Annotated in this window: 14 protein-coding genes; 6 read left to right on the forward strand and 8 right to left on the reverse strand. The window is 39.4% G+C overall.

Annotated elements, in window-relative coordinates:
- The first annotated feature begins 11 nt into the window (after positions 1 to 11).
- Genes wecB through M1J35_RS12705 form a run of 4 tightly spaced genes read left to right on the forward strand, consistent with a single transcriptional unit; the run spans position 12 to position 3,769 of the window.
- Entirely contained in the window at positions 12 to 1,106 is a 1,095-nt protein-coding gene (gene wecB / locus M1J35_RS12690) for a non-hydrolyzing UDP-N-acetylglucosamine 2-epimerase (protein ID WP_254651363.1), read from the forward strand.
- The gene (locus M1J35_RS12695; RefSeq protein WP_254651364.1) at positions 1,096 to 2,088 is read left to right on the forward strand and encodes a polysaccharide biosynthesis protein; all 993 of its coding nucleotides are present in this window, start codon (positions 1,096 to 1,098) and stop codon (positions 2,086 to 2,088) included. The genes wecB and M1J35_RS12695 overlap by 11 nt, the downstream gene beginning before the upstream one ends.
- A complete protein-coding gene (locus M1J35_RS12700) occupies positions 2,085 to 2,906 on the forward strand; it encodes a dTDP-4-dehydrorhamnose reductase family protein (protein WP_254651365.1) in 822 nt (273 codons plus the stop codon). The genes M1J35_RS12695 and M1J35_RS12700 overlap by 4 nt, the downstream gene beginning before the upstream one ends.
- Positions 2,903 to 3,769, forward strand: coding sequence for an NAD-dependent epimerase/dehydratase family protein (locus M1J35_RS12705; RefSeq protein ID WP_254651366.1), 867 nt, complete (start codon positions 2,903 to 2,905; stop codon positions 3,767 to 3,769). The genes M1J35_RS12700 and M1J35_RS12705 overlap by 4 nt, the downstream gene beginning before the upstream one ends.
- 247 nt (positions 3,770 to 4,016) lie before the next feature.
- Here M1J35_RS12705 and M1J35_RS12710 read toward each other — a convergent pair whose 3' ends face one another.
- From M1J35_RS12710 to sat, 5 genes are all read right to left on the reverse strand, one after another.
- On the reverse strand, positions 4,017 to 4,898 hold the full coding sequence (locus M1J35_RS12710; RefSeq protein ID WP_254651367.1) for a glycosyltransferase family 2 protein: 882 nt from the start codon (positions 4,896 to 4,898) through the stop codon (positions 4,017 to 4,019).
- A 93-nt stretch (positions 4,899 to 4,991) separates the two neighbouring features.
- Positions 4,992 to 5,759: a 3'(2'),5'-bisphosphate nucleotidase CysQ gene (cysQ, locus tag M1J35_RS12715; protein ID WP_254651368.1), complete on the reverse strand. Its 768-nt coding sequence runs from the start codon at positions 5,757 to 5,759 to the stop codon at positions 4,992 to 4,994.
- Positions 5,760 to 5,805: 46 nt separating this feature from the next.
- On the reverse strand, positions 5,806 to 6,402 hold the full coding sequence (gene cysC, locus M1J35_RS12720) for an adenylyl-sulfate kinase (protein WP_254651369.1): 597 nt from the start codon (positions 6,400 to 6,402) through the stop codon (positions 5,806 to 5,808).
- A gap of 26 nt (positions 6,403 to 6,428) precedes the next feature.
- Positions 6,429 to 8,186 carry an SLC13 family permease gene (locus M1J35_RS12725; protein WP_254651370.1) on the reverse strand — a complete coding sequence of 586 codons (1,758 nt, stop codon included), beginning with the start codon at positions 8,184 to 8,186 and terminating at the stop codon, positions 6,429 to 6,431.
- Between the two features lie 13 nt (positions 8,187 to 8,199).
- Positions 8,200 to 9,360, reverse strand: a complete 1,161-nt coding sequence (gene sat, locus M1J35_RS12730; protein WP_254651371.1) for a sulfate adenylyltransferase — start codon at positions 9,358 to 9,360, stop codon at positions 8,200 to 8,202.
- A gap of 265 nt (positions 9,361 to 9,625) precedes the next feature.
- Between sat and M1J35_RS12735 the strand changes: the two genes are divergently transcribed.
- Positions 9,626 to 10,828, forward strand: a complete 1,203-nt coding sequence (locus tag M1J35_RS12735) for a hypothetical protein (RefSeq protein WP_254651372.1) — start codon at positions 9,626 to 9,628, stop codon at positions 10,826 to 10,828.
- Positions 10,829 to 10,869: 41 nt separating this feature from the next.
- Here the strand turns inward: M1J35_RS12735 and M1J35_RS12740 are convergent, their stop codons facing one another.
- The gene (locus M1J35_RS12740) at positions 10,870 to 11,937 is read right to left on the reverse strand and encodes a coiled-coil domain-containing protein (protein WP_254651373.1); all 1,068 of its coding nucleotides are present in this window, start codon (positions 11,935 to 11,937) and stop codon (positions 10,870 to 10,872) included.
- 322 nt (positions 11,938 to 12,259) lie between these two features.
- Here M1J35_RS12740 and M1J35_RS12745 point away from each other — a divergent pair, with 322 nt between their 5' ends.
- On the forward strand, positions 12,260 to 13,018 hold the full coding sequence (locus M1J35_RS12745) for a CsxC family protein (RefSeq protein ID WP_254651374.1): 759 nt from the start codon (positions 12,260 to 12,262) through the stop codon (positions 13,016 to 13,018).
- A gap of 149 nt (positions 13,019 to 13,167) precedes the next feature.
- Here the strand turns inward: M1J35_RS12745 and M1J35_RS12750 are convergent, their stop codons facing one another.
- Positions 13,168 to 14,670 carry a hypothetical protein gene (locus M1J35_RS12750; protein ID WP_254651375.1) on the reverse strand — a complete coding sequence of 501 codons (1,503 nt, stop codon included), beginning with the start codon at positions 14,668 to 14,670 and terminating at the stop codon, positions 13,168 to 13,170.
- 78 nt (positions 14,671 to 14,748) lie between these two features.
- Positions 14,749 to 15,504, reverse strand: a complete 756-nt coding sequence (locus M1J35_RS12755; protein ID WP_254651376.1) for a CsxC family protein — start codon at positions 15,502 to 15,504, stop codon at positions 14,749 to 14,751.
- Between the last annotated feature and the right edge of the window lie 49 nt (positions 15,505 to 15,553).

Below are 15,553 nucleotides of genomic sequence, written 5' to 3' on the forward strand. Positions count from 1 at the left end.
GAGAGGTGAAAATGAAGATACTGACAGTTTTGGGTACCAGGCCAGAAATTATCAGATTGAGCATTATAATGAGGAAGCTGGACGCTCTTGCTGAAAAGCATATAGTCGTACATTCAGGGCAAAATTTTACTCACTCATTAAACGAGGTTTTCTTTGACGAATTAGGTATCAGAAAACCTGATTACGTTTTAGCAAGTAAGCAACAATCATTAGGTGAACAATTAGCTACTCTCTTTCAAGGATTAGAAAGAATTCTTTTAAAGGAAAAGCCAGATAAAGTACTCGTGCTGGGTGATACAAATAGTGGGTTGAGTGCCATACTTGCCGAAAGACTCATGATACCGGTCGTACACATGGAAGCTGGAAATCGTTGCTTTAATTTAGACGTACCAGAAGAAAAAAATAGAATGATCATCGATTCGGTCTCGTCATTTAATTTAGTATATACACCTTATAGTAAAAGTAATCTTCTGAAGGAAGGCATGACATCTAGCAAGATAATAATTACTGGAAATCCAATTTATGAGGTACTTACCCATTATAACTCTGCTATAGAATTGAGTAATATTCTTAATGTATTAAAACTGAGTTCACAACAATATTTTCTGGTCACTATACACCGTGCTGAAAACGTAGACAACCCCAAAAATTTAAAATCAATAATTAATGCATTAAATACCATTGGTGAGACCTACCAAAGACGTATTATCTTTAGTATACATCCAAGAACTAGGTCTAAAATTCAGTTATCAAGCAACTTATCATTACACCCATTAGTTGAATTATATGAGCCTTTTGGTTTTTTTGACTTTATTAAACTTGAAAAGAATGCTTCCTGTGTTTTAACTGACAGCGGGACAGTACAAGAAGAGTGCTGTATATTCCATGTACCCACTGTTACGGTCAGAACCTCTACTGAGAGACCAGAAACGGTAGATTGCGGAAGTAATTTTATTTCAGGGTTAAATGAAGAAAACATTATTAATGGAGTTAAGATAATGACTAATAGAAAGGCTAATTGGGATTGTCCGGGAGAATATCTTGAAAAAAATGTTTCAGACAAAGTCATCAATATATTATTGGGGGGATCACAAATTGTTTATTGATAAAACAATTCTTGTTACTGGTGGAACTGGATCATGGGGGTACGAGCTTGTTGCACAATTAATTGAAAAAAATCCAAAGGAAATACGTGTTTTTTCTAGAAATGAAACAAACCAAGTATTAATGAAGCAAAGATTTGAAAATAATCCTAAACTCACTTTTAAAATTGGGGATGTGAGAGACAAGGAAGCAGTATTGGAAGGATGTAAAGGGGTAGACTATGTCTTTCATCTTGCCGCACTTAAACATGTGCCAGTTTGTGAGTTCCAACCATTAGAAGCTTTAAAAACAAATGTGGTTGGTACACAAAACATTATTGAAGCTGCTATAGAAAATAATGTAGAAAAAGTCATCAATATTTCAACAGACAAAGCAGCAAATCCTTCAAATTTCTATGGGTTCACAAAAGCAATGGGAGAAAAGCTTATCATCAACGCAAACGTCTTGACAGATAAGACCAAATTCGTATGTGTCCGGGGAGGAAATGTACTGGGTACCAATGGAAGTGTCATCCATGTATTTAAACATGGAATTATGAATAAAGGGAAAATCGGGATAACTGACCAAAAGATGACCCGATTTTTTTTAACAATTAAAGATGCAATAAAACTATTATTCAAAGCCACCTATGAGAGTCATGGGGGGGAAATTTTTGTAATGAAAATGCCGACGTGTAAAATTAAAGATTTAGCACAAGTACTGATTGATGTATATTCACCGAATAAAGAAGTTATCGTGGAGGAATCCGGTATTCGACCAGGGGAAAAACTTCATGAATTATTATTAACCGAGTTTGAGAGCCACAATACAATTGTTTACGATAATGAATATTTCGTCATCCTTCCGACTATCCCTATCGACGGATTGAATGAATTCTATAAAGGATATCCCAAGGTGGATTTGGATACGTATTCATCCAGTGACAACATCATAGATTACGATGAGATAAAGTCGATGTTGAAGGACGGAGGATTCCTTGAATGAAGATACTTGTTCTAGGAGGCCAGGGGATGGCCGGACATGTCATCGTTAAGTATTTACAACTAATAGGGCATGAAATCATTTACACTGTCAGAAGAGATGATGAAAAAGGGATTTTTTTAGATGTAAGGGATCTGGCGAGCGTAAGAAAACTTATCTTGGATTTGAAACCGGATATTGTCATCAATGCAGTAGGGCTGTTAAATGAACATGCAGAAAAAAATATGATTGACACCATCAAGATAAATAGTTTACTGCCCCACGAAATTGCAGGAGTCCTGAATGGATATGGCGGTAAGCTGATTCATATTAGTACTGACTGTGTCTTCTCGGGAGAAAAGGGCAGCTATACGGAACAATCCGTGAAGGATGGACATACCATCTATGCTAAATCCAAAGCTCTTGGAGAAGTAGATGACCCTGCTCACTTAACCGTCAGAACATCTATTATCGGCCCTGAAACAAAAGAAAATGGCATTGGACTTATGCATTGGTTCTTTAAACAGTCCGGTATTGTGAATGGATATAAAAATGTTTTCTGGAACGGTGTTACCACGCTTGAATTAGCAAAAGCGATTCACCAATTCATGGTGGATGATGTAACAGGGCTTTACCATCTTAGTTCAATCAAAAAAATATCCAAATATGAATTGCTTCTTCTTTTTAAAGATGTATTTGATGTTGAAAATATAGAGGTCCACCCTGTTTACGAGCCGGTACATGACAGGTCACTCGTTCATATCAGGAAAGACTATCTTTATCCTGTGAAGGGATATCGAGAAATGCTGGAAGAACTGAAAGAATGGATGCATAAAACATGAAGAAAATCTTCATTACTGGATCTACTGGGTTTACCGGCCAGCATGCATGCAGATATTTCCTTGAAAAAGGGTATGATGTATTTGCCGGGGTCAGGAAGAAAAGGCACCCTCTTAAAAATGTAAAAAGTATTGACTACACTTTAACTAATTTAGAAGAATTAGAAGAAACCATGGAAGCAATTAACCCCGATTTTATCCTTCACTTAGCCGCACAAAATCACACAGGCCTTTCTTGGGAAGAACCACTCTCGACTTTCCACACAAACCTTTTTGGAACATTTTATCTTCTAGAATCCATCCGGAACAGGGCTCCACATGCCGTCACCCTTGTCATAGGGTCGATGATTGAATATAATCCATGCATGTCAGAATTACATTCGCATCCCTATGGGCTTTCGAAACATCTCCAATCAGTCCTCTCAATGGGATGGTCAAAACTCTTTCAGCTGGATATCAGAATCGTGAGGCCATCCAATTTAATTGGCCCCGGACCCTCAAATGGTTTATGTTCTCTTCTGGCCAGGGCTTGTTTGAATCCTGATAAGTCATTTCATATTGACAACATCTTGGATAGAAGGGATTTTCTGGATGTTAGGGACGCTGTGAAAGCCTATGAGGTTGTTTTGCTAGCCGGAGTTCCAGGTGAAACTTATGATGTTGCTACCGGAAATGAACAAACCTTTTTGAAAGCAGTAAGTATTTTAAAATCAATAACTGGCAGCGATTTACACTTTTCCACCGATGAATTCTACCATCCGCCCAGGGACAGTATAGATAATTCAAAAATAAGATCCCTTGGGTGGGAACCCTCAATAAGTTTCGAAAAGAGTTTAGAGGATATCGTAGAATATTACAGGGTGTAGTCAAAAAAGTAAGGAGAAAAGTAATATAGCAAAACTAAAACCCGAACTAATTTCCTGTAATTGCGTAAAATAGTTCGGGTTTATATTTTCGTAAAAAGCTAGGAATTAACTCTATCCGAAGGGAACAGAAATCTTCAGGTGATAATGAGCCTGTTTGCCTCTAATTGAGGCTTTTTAGTTATGTCACAGCCTCTTTAAATAGATTGATGAATTGAAAAGAGATACGGTGTAGTTGTATATTGTCAGATTAAAAGTAGATCTTGAACTTTTTAAATAAATGATCTATTTCCATTTTTCTTTTTTGTACATACATATTCCTTTTTGGGATTACCCCATCGGCCAGAACTTTTGTTTCTATACCTGCAGGTGACCCATGGATGATAAGTGATTTGGCTTTTTTGATTCTTTTCTCGTCAAAATGAAGATAGGCCATTCTCATCAGGTTATAATAGATGCCTTCAAAATTGACTTTATAAGGGTGGGTCACCCTGAATAGATGCAGGACTTTTACATTGGGGTCACAATGACATCGGTAACCGAACAACCATAATTTTAGTGATATTTCCACATCTTCATGTCCCCATGAAGAAAATCCATTTTCAAACCCGCCCACCGCTTCAAAGACTTTTTTAGAAATTAGAAAGCACGCGCCAGGGAGAATGGCAGTTTCAAATACGTTTTTTCTTTTTTGATTCCATTTAATCTTCAATGACGGTGTTAGTGATTGGCCGTAACCGATTACTTTCGGGTCGTCAATTGAGCCGATTGCCGGACAGACGGCATCTGAATATCCTGAAGTGACAGAGTATAAAAGGCGGTCGATCCAGTAATGCTCGAATGTCATATGAGCGTCGCAGAAAGCCAGATATGGATATTTGGCTTTTCCGGCTCCAAGATTCCTTGCTTTCGCCGGGCCAATCCCCTGCACCCTTATATAGGTGACATTCTGTTTTTTTGGATAAGTGGATAAAAAATCACAGCATCCGTCGTCAGACCAGTCGTCCACGATTATGGCTTCTATTTCAATATTGGAATCTACGGCAAACAATGAATCAAGTGTCATCTTGACATTCTTGCCTTCATTTCGCACCGGAAAGATCACAGAAACTTTAGGAGGGTGTTTTACCATGGGTTTCGCCCCTTTAGTAGCATATAATGATTCTTTTCAGTTTATGTAGATTTGTATTTTTCGTGAAAAAGGCCGTCTTCACGGCCTTCAAGATTATACTGAACATATGAACCATGGGTTTAATAAGTTTTCTTTATTATAAGTGAGGGGTTCAGACCGTTGATAATCCACGATTTGGCACCCGGATTCGACTGCTATACAGTGCCCTGCCCCTGTATCCCACTCCATGGTCGGAGCCAATCTGGGATAATAATGGGCAGCCCCTTCTGCTAAAAGGCAAAACTTCAGGGAACTTCCGATTGAAATAAATTCCAGTCTCCCTTCTTTTTGTTCCAGGTCTTTTAATAATACTTCTGTTTCTTTGGACATATGAGAGCGGGAAACTACTGCTATTTTTTGAATGCTGCAACGATCAACATACAAACGCATCGGTGACATGGTATGTTTGCTTGCTTCTATTTGTTTAAATGCGCCATCGTTTTCCTTCGCATAATAAAGAATATCCAAAGCAGGTGCATAAACAATGCCCAATACTGGTCTGTTTTCTTGGATAAGGGCAATATTGACTGTGAATTCGCCATTTTTCTTAATGAATTCTTTCGTCCCGTCCAGAGGATCCACGAGCCAAAAAGATGACCAGTTCTTTCTTTCCTTGAAAGGGATACTGGCTCCTTCTTCACTGAGTATAGGAATGGTGGGGAAGAGGTTGCTTAATTCGGTTTTTATATGTTCGTGTGACAACTGATCTGCGATGGTGAGGGGGGACCGATCCTCTTTCTCATGGATCGCATAGGCATCATCGTATACTTCCAATACTTTTTTCCCTGCCCCGATCGCAATTTCAATCACTTCATTCAGCATGATTTATCTACTCCTCGTATTAAATAGAAATAACTCTTAATTACAATTATATGGATCCCTTATTCTTTAAATAGTTTACAATTTGCAGGACGGATTCATCTATTCGTTGATTCTCTGTATCAATTATGATTTCAGGGGATTCAGGGATTTCATAAGGAGAATCGATTCCACTAAAATTTTTTAACTCACCTTTTTTCACCTTCTTATAAAGGCCTTTCGGGTCTCTACTCGCGCATGTCTCAATGCTCGCCTGTACATAGATTTCTATAAATTCCCCATCGGGTAATAATGATCTGGCAAATGCCCGATCTTTTTTATATGGGGAAATAAAGGCAGCCAAGGTTATGATACCGGCATCGACAAAAAGCTTCGATACCTCACCGATTCTTCGGATGTTTTCCGTACGATCTTCTTCTGAGAATGCTAAGTCCCCATTTAAACCGTGACGTATATTATCTCCGTCAAGACGGTAAGTGTGATGGCCAAGCTCATGTAATTTCTTTTCTACTTCCACTGAGATTGTGGACTTCCCGGAACCGGACAACCCTGTAAACCAAAGCAATGCGCTTTTATGCCCATTTAAATCTTGCCTGTCAGCTTTCTGGACTTTGCCTTCGTGCCAAGTAATATTTTTTTGATTCATCTCATCACCTCCAATGTTATGGATAGTCATAACCAAAAGTAATAGACCAGTATTACTGTGGTGATCATTGTCAGGATATTCAAGGGGATCCCCACCTTCAAATAATCTTTGAATCGATAACCGCCCGGGCCATATACGATCAAGTTGGTCTGATAACCGATCGGTGTTGCAAAGCTTGCGGAAGCGGCAATGGTTACCGTTACGGCCAATGCTGTTGGATTTAAATCCAGAGTATTCGAAACTTCCAGGATAATGGGGAACATGAGGACGGCAGCAGCGCTGTTCGTCATCATTTCTGTAAATAGATTCGTAAGGAGATAGATTGCTATAACGATGGCAAAAAGGCCAAACGGCTTTGAAGCTTGCATCAGTAGGTCGGCAAGGAAAGAGGCGACACCCGATTCGATCATCGCATACCCGATACCGAACGAGCAGGATACCACCATCAGTACATTCCATTGAATGGCATTCTTTGCCTGCAGGGGAGTGGCGATCCTTAATGAAAGTAATAACACTGTCACAAACGCCATTCCCGTTAGCATCGACGTATATCCTAATGTCACTATAAGGATCATCGTTCCCAGTAATGCGACGGAGATCCACCCATTCAATGTCTGTTTACGGGTCATCATGGTCTTGTCCAGTGTAGTGGCAATATAGAAGTCATTCGTGTTGGCTTTCTTATAAAAATCAGTTCCTGTGGCAAGTAGTAAGATATCTCCCGGTCTTAAAATGATATCGCCAATTTTATATTTCAACCGTTGATTTTGTCTATGAACAGCTATGACAGCTGCATTGAATCTGCTTCTGAAATTGGTATCCTTAATCTTCTTATATAATAAGGAAGAATGATGGGAAACCACTGCCTCCGTCAACTGATGGTGTTTTGGAAAAGAGGATCCGCCATTACTTTGTAACAGGAGGCCCTTGTGTGATTGAAGTTCTGTGATGGTGGTAATATCCCCGGTGAATATCAAGCGGTCATGTGCCTTTAATAGGGTTGTATTCGATACAGGAGTAATGGTCTCATCTTCCCTGATGATACTAACAAGAAATAGACCTTTTAAGCTTCTTAACCTGGCTTGTTCAACCGTTTTTTGTATAAAAGGGAAGTCATCGAGTATTAAAATCTCTCCAGTGAACTCTCTTAAGGACTCAATATTGACAGGTCTGCTTCTTCTCTCAGGAAGTAAGGAAGAACTGAAAAATATGAGATAACATAGGCCTATGAGAGTAATCGGTATCCCTATTTTACCCAGTTCGAAAAAGGTGAACCCAGGCAGGTTCGAGTCAAGAAGCAAACCATGGACCACGAGATTTGTGGAAGTACCAATAATGGTTATGGTACCTCCAAGGATCGTTGCATATGAAATGGGAATCAAATATTTTGAAGGGGAGAGATGATGATCCTCACACCATTTCTTCACAAGTGGCGTAAAAGCGATGACGATGGGAGTATTGTTCAGGAACGCAGAAAGAAAAGAGATGGGGAAGAGGAGCTTGGCAAGCATGTGTTTCCTTGAAGTTGACCGGTTTAATAACTTCTTGAAGGCATGATCGACAATTCCACTGTTTTGAATACTTCCCGCAATGATGAACAATAAACCGATGGTCAACATCCCTTCGTTTGAGAACCCCTTTATGGCTTCCTGTGGCGTAATGACACCAGTCATGACGAAAAGGAGGAGAGTGGATGGAAGAATGATTTCAGGCCGCTCCACCTCAAAGACCAGTAATGAGAGCATAACGATCATTCCTATGATGACAATATAAAATTCAATCATGATGTAATCTCCTTCAGCTCTCCCTTTGAGAACCTTCACCCATTTCATTAAGAAGTACATCTATCACTTCTGGCCTGGAAAATTCTTTTGGAGGCATCGTTCCGTCTCTTAACATTTTTCGCACTTTTGTACCGCTAAGGTGGATATGAAATAGTTCATCATGAGGGCATGTTTTTGAAGTAGCCATCGCCCCACACTTCATACAATGGAAGGCATGCTCGAACTTCAATATCTCGATACCGATCTCTTCTCTTGAAAATTGATTGAAGATTTCCTGTGCATCATACGTTCCATAATAATCCCCGACACCTGCGTGATCCCTGCCAACAATAAAATGGGTGCATCCAAAGTTTTTTCTTACTATACTGTGGAATAAGGCTTCCCTTGGTCCGGCATATCTCATGGCAGCAGGGAATGTGGATAAAAGGACTCTCTCTTTGGGATAGTACTCGTCGAGTAAAACCCGATAGCTTTTCATACGAATGTCTGCGGGAATATCATCTTGCTTTGTGTCGCCTACCAAAGGGTGTATCAATAGACCATCGACTAGTTCGAGGGCTGTTTTTTGCAGATATTCATGAGCCCTGTGAATGGGATTTCGCGTTTGAAATGCTACGACTGTGTTCCAACCCAATTCATTAAATCGCTCTCTAAGCTGTTTCGGCGTTTGAAAATCTTTTTTGAAAATGGCAGGGAACCGAAGAAGTTTGACCGGACCTGAGACATACACGTCTTCTTTCTTATACGTCTTTTGAACCCCAGGATGAAGGTTGTCCAATGTTCTATATACGAAAAGGGCTTCCGCTTCTTTACTATATTCATATATTTCTTCAATATCTAATGTGCCGTAGATCACCCCATCTTTTCCTTTAAGTGAAACGGTTTCCCCGATGGAAAATGACTTACTCACTCTTTTGGGAACGGGGAGTGTAATGGGCAAACTCCAAACCGACCCATTCGATAACCTCATGTCTTTCAATACGTGTAAATAGTCTTTTTGATTCATGAAACCCGTTAAGGGGCTAAAGGCTCCAGTTGAGATCAGAACTAAGTCGGACAGACCCCAGGAATCGAGTGTAATTGATGGGAGAGTGGATGACTTTTTAAGTAACTCATCGCGTTCTTTCCCTATAACAACTTGATCAACAAGCATACCTCCGTGTGGGGATATCATTATAATTTCTCCTTTCAATTAGAATAAATGTAATAAAGCAGTTGATGACCAGAATTCATCTGATCTACGGCTCAATTTTCGCTTTATAAAGACCTAACAATCTTGCTTTTACTAGTTTATGTGTTGATCTGCCAGCGGGAGAGGGCTGTTTAATAAAACAAGCATCTGCCTAGAAAAGAAAGCGGAAGAGGCTTAAGAAGTTCATATTTTCACTCCCGTATTCATAAGATACATAGACTACAAGAAAAAGGTGGTGAGCCTGTACATGAAATTATCAATCAACAACCAAGATTGGGGTACGATTCCATCACATTCCGTAGCTGCCATCCAATTTTATTGTGCGGAGAATAATCATCAATTTCATCTGGATGAAGAAGCCCAGAGGGTGGAAGTGAGAAGTTCCCTGCATGGAAAGAAAGTATGGCTATCAGTGAATACAAAGAATGCAAATATAAACAATGAAATAAATGAAAAAGTGATAGGCTTATTAACCGTTTATGGGATTGTCGTTTCATCAAAACGTGATACAGGCACGATCAGGGAGGGGGATTTGTTTGTTGAATTAGTGTCCAGTCATTCACAGGGTGAGGGAAAGTCTGTTTCGGTGGGTTATAATGAAAGGCTGAATTCCATCAATGTAAAGAAAAATCTCTCAATATATAAGAAGGAACTGCCCTTTAAGGGATACTATTTAATACCTGAGCACCATTCTATTCCCCATCTGAGATGCTCGATTAAATGTAAAGATGAGGAATTCCTATTAAAAGAAAGCCCTGTTTTACTAACCCATTGTGTGCTTAAAACACTACTTGGAAATCAGAAGCCAAGTTTACTGGACCTTAATGTTCTTCATCTTTTCCAAACGGTAAGGAATCAGACAGGGGAATCAAGCAGTCATACAGACCAGAAGAACCCAGGTAAAGATATTCAAATGGATGATAAAACGTACGAAGAAATCAAAATGCGAAAAGCAAATCGTAAAGTTCAAAAAGCTCAGGAAAAAAAACCAAATGCGGAAATATATTTTGATTACAATGTTATACCCAATCGAAAATCACAACGCTATTCCATTAAAGCTGATTTCTTCATAAAGAACACAGGAAATGTAGACCTGATGAATCCGAAGATCTGCTTTCGAATGGACCCGCCTGATAAGATTGAAATAGGAGGACAGATCCTCCCACCTGAAATGAGCGAAATCTTTTCCCTGCAAGGTCAAAACGGGGCACAAGGATGGAAGTATATGGGGAAGGATTGGTTAGAAAAGGCCTATTCCACAGGAGAATACTGGATAGAATCGATTCAGGAATCATTCATCCCCCCTGATGAAACGATAGCAGTGGAGGGGCTGCAATTTACGATTGAATCTCTTGAGGAACAGGAAGTTTCAACCATTTTAGGGTTTGTACTATTTGAAGAGCAGGAGCTTCAGCTAAGCTCAAATAACAAGATAAAAATTACATTTTAACAAGAAGACGATGCCACGGAATCGACTGTGGCATCGTCTTTTCATTCCTTTTCATTTTCCATGAAGTAATAATCCATCGGAGCTGGGAGTTTTTCTGCAGTTTGACGTGTTGTAATGATAGGAGCCTGCCTGCGTTTTTGGCTCTCTACCAGCCGTTTGAGCTCTAATAAACTGTGGGTCAAGGTTACATTATATTCCCGTATAGAGTCGACCTCCTCAAGAAAATCAATAAACTTTTGCTCCACTTGCTCAAATTTCCCCTCGAGTACCTCATTCTGTAGAGTAAAGTGAATGTCCTGTTCTTGTTCAACCGCTTCGATTCGTTCATCCTGCAGTTTGGTACGTTGATCGATATCAGCAAATTGGGAGGAAAGCCACCATTCATTTTCTTCAAAATGTTTTTGATATTGACTGATGAATGTTTTAATATACTCCATCTTTTGCTTTTCTGCTTGAATTAGTTGCTCCTTTGCAAATTGCAATGAATCAAGGGTATGTTTCCTTTCTGACAAGGCCTTTTCCAACTCTTCGGTTTTAGCTATCAGGTTAAAGAATATTTCTTTTTTCGTATCTTCTGAATGGGCCAGAGCTGAGTTTAAATCTGAAATATGAAGTTTTTTTCCTTGCAGTTCACTGTTTAAGCTGTCTATTTTTCTTAGGTGCAGGATGTTTTCCTCCAATAGGGATTGATTTTTACTGAAGAGATCTCGTTGCTCCTTCTCGATTTCCGTTATTTTATGAGATAATTGTTTTTTTTCAAGCTTGATGGAAAGGAGTTCCTGTTGAAGGTCATTTTGGCTCACTTGCGACTGCTGCAACAGCTCATCCTTGCCGTGTAGGGCGTCATGAAGTGCCCTTACCTGACTTTCCAGCTTCTCTTTGCCTTCTTTAAACAGGTTTCGGTCTTTTATAAGTTCCCTCTCAACGGTGTCGTTCTCATCGATCCGGCGGTAAGCAAGCGTTAATTCCTCCTGCGCCTTCTGAAGTTGTTCCTTATGGTACTCATTTTCAGCATACAAATAACTGCTTTTCAAAGTTCGGATCGTTTTATTCAAGTTCTCGATCTCAGATTTCAAATAGAGGATCTCTTGATCGGAAATGGTGTACATCGGTGGTAATTTCGCATCCTCCCTTATGATAATCTCCTCCTAAAGACTTTTACTCTATTGTATGGACCCAATTGGCTAAACGTTACAAGTACCCAAGCTGTCTAGATTGATTAATAGCTTACTGTGTATGAGTTCATAACATGTTTCATAGATTACTAGAAGGAGTGCTAGAAATATGTTTAAGCCTACCGACAGTCGTCCACTCATTTCTTCAAAAAATTCATAGATTATAGTAAGTCAATAGAAAAGGAATCCTCACTGTTTTTATTACAACTATGGCCTTTTCCATTGATTAATTTATGACTATCAGGAGTGAATGGATATGAAAAAGAATACAGGCTGCGGATTTGGTCATCACGGATGCCCTCCACAACCATCAAGCGATAAAGCAAAATCAAAAAGCTTATTTACAGAAACATTCGTACCGGAGCTTGATTTAGAAGAAGTAACAGTTGTTCTTGGAGATGTATTTCTTCAATCTTTAACAGAAGCGGATATTTATCTGCCAACTTATGCTAGTGCCATTAAAAACATCGAGAAAAACGTCTCGCTCACACAATGTAAAGCAATTCCTGTACCAGGGTTTCCGGATTACGTGAAATTATTTGTAGAAGGGATTGTCCATAAGAACATTCAATATGTAGAAGGTTCCTATGGAGTAGTAAAGGATTATAGTGTTGACATTCCTTTTAAAGCGTATGATCGAGTGAGACTGGCTACCCCTGTCAACAATCCGTTCGGAATTGACTTCAGCATTAAGAAGAATGTGTTGCAAAGAAGAGAACTTGCCAAAGACGGAATGGGAGCTAACCGCTGCGAATTTGGATCATTGACGTTTGAAATCAATAATGAGCCGATCAATTGCAAGCTTCTTGCTTCTGCTGTTAATCAGTGGGATATTACCGAGAACTTTGACAATTGGGGACGATTTAATAAAATTACAGAAAAAATGGACATCAATCTTCTAATCAAATTAACTCAGAAGAAACAGCAAATGGCTGGAGACGGGGATACAGGTGGAGGAGAAGAGCAAGGTCCAGAAGTAGTCTATAATCGTTTCAGAAATATCATCCAACAATAATGACTAAATGATGGAGCATGCTTTCTTGAAAGGCATTGTAAGAGATTATGAAGATAACTGTGAGAGGGCAGAGTGACGAGTTGAAAAGGGGTTCACCTTGAAGGTGAACCCCTTCCTCTTTTTACATATCATTGAACCAGATCATCTGACTAAACGTGCACAAATTGTTCTTGTGTTAAATGAAGGCTTACCTGTAAACAACCTTGAATCTTTAAAGTTGACTGGCCATTCTGCTTAAAGGATTCATGGTGACTGATAAACGTGAAATCTTGTAGAAAATGTTCAATTGGTTCACAGAAGGAATGATGACATTCATGATGAGTGCTTGGTTCTTGGGTGTTTTCTGCCAGGAATGTGTATTCTCTCTTCTCACTCACAGGGATAGTAGGCGGAAGTATCCAACGACTGGGAATGGTGCGATCCCATTGAATCGGAATTTTGATAGAGTGTATAGAAGCTGTTTCTCCTGGATCTACAAATTGAATCGAAGCAACAAGCGTCCCTTTCACAAACACAACTCCAGCAGGAATGGGAATATTCGTTTTTAGAGATTGGATAGACCAATTTATAGAGAGTATATGTTCAATTGGAAACGGTAATTCAACGTCTTCCAAGATGGCGACCTCAATCTGCAAAGTGGACAGTACAACGGGAATCTTTACAGTTAAAGAGCGAGAGTCGGGTACAGTGGTTTCAGTGCCACTTTCCAGGTGTTGATCTTCTGAAAATAGTTCATTTTCGAAACGCTCTTTTAATGCCGTCAGACTTGGGTGTTGGGGTTCGGTTTCCTCGATATCTTCTTGAGGTGCATGCTTGACTTCATCGGTCTCCTCTTGATGTTCATGTTTATCGTCCCTGATATCCTCTTCATGCTCCATGAACGTTTCCCGCTCTGTGGAAATTTTTTTGAGAACCGAGGTTAAGGAACCAATGCAATGAACGAAATCAGTCTGCTTACTTGTCAGCGGACTTGATTTATTTTCACAATATATTGTTTCTAAGTAATGACTAAATGAAGGTAGGTGATTTCCATTATGATCAAATTCATGATCCGAATAAAGCATTTCTTCTTCAAGTGCAGGAGGAGAAGCATCGGTGGGATTCTGATTTCGTTCGTGATGGTTTTCTTGGTCTTGATAGAGATTTCGTTGTTCCTCCAGCTCTTCCTCCAGCATCATGAATATCTCTTCCCGGATCGATACAGGTTCATTTCCTGCTTCAGAACCTTCAATAAGAACTTCTTCCTCCACGGAGGGCTCGATCTTATTCTTTTCATTTGAATTCGAAGGGGCGGTATTGTTCAGGGTTTCAGATATTTCCTTTACAGTTTTATCGGACTTCAAGTCCCCTTGTTCCTGCTCATCAGCTGAAACATCGATTTTGCTCAGTTTATTTTCTTGGTTTACCGCCATATCCATCACCTTAGGTGGAGGGAAAAACGTCGGGTGGGAATGAATTTTTTCCTGAGATCCCTTTGGCAGGTCGGTATCTTTTATGGGACTTTTTTTATTCGTCACATGATCTTGTAAGGAAAGATCTTGCTTCTGAGTAAGGTTAAATAAAGAAAATGATGGAGATTTTCGGCTGTTTTTTTCATTTTCATTCATTTTATTCAGAAAATAGCTTTCTATATCATTATTGTCTTCTCTCATAATCATGGTGATATCGGTGCGCTTTAACATCACACCTAATCATTTACCTCCTCTCTAAAAATGATTGAATAGTCATGTTCATTCGCAATCATCATTCGTGGTGGAGGTAACCCGTATTTGTTGATTCTGTAGGACTTTTACACATATATCTATGACCATTTTCTCTTCGATTGTACGGAAGTAGCCTTCTCCAATTGGACCGGAATGGGGGAGTGGACACCGGTCGATTGCTTCATCCCACTCGATGATTTTACTAGAAACTAACTCGCAATAAGGGATTTCATTATAGAATTGATGGCTTTCCTGATGGAATTGAGATAAATCATGGGTTTGTAGTTCATCTTTTTCCGGATACCCGGAAGGCAGCGGTTTTGAAATGAGGAAATCAAATTCCTGACGGTTATTCACTTCCGGCATGACCGGCATGGATAAGAAATGCTTAATGTCTGTTACACATTGAAAAGGTATATCCACAGTGTATGAGTGTAGATCTGACGCAATAGAAGAAAGGGATGTTTCTTCAATTTCTTTACAAGGGCTTGCATATTGGATGTTTTTTCGTACAAACCCTTTTACAAAAAGTTTATTAGAAGGAAGAAGCAGTCTGCACTGTGTTAATTTTATTGTCTTTTTAATATCCTTAATTTCCAGAACGGCCTCTGGAAAGGTAATCGTTGCATCTACATTTACCTGTAGGGTCAGTTCAGCCAATACGACAGGTACCTTGGTCACGATTTTTCCGATACTGACTTTTGGGTGGTGACAATGGTTTTTACAATCATGCGTATTTGACGTTGCATGACAATCGGACATTTTATTATGATTATCAAACATAAGGTGCCTCCTAAAGCAAGATAATGCCATCTTATGATTTAGAATGATA

The sequence above is a fragment of the Rossellomorea sp. KS-H15a genome, assembly GCF_024195245.1.
Lineage (GTDB): Bacteria > Bacillota > Bacilli > Bacillales > Bacillaceae_B > Rossellomorea > Rossellomorea vietnamensis.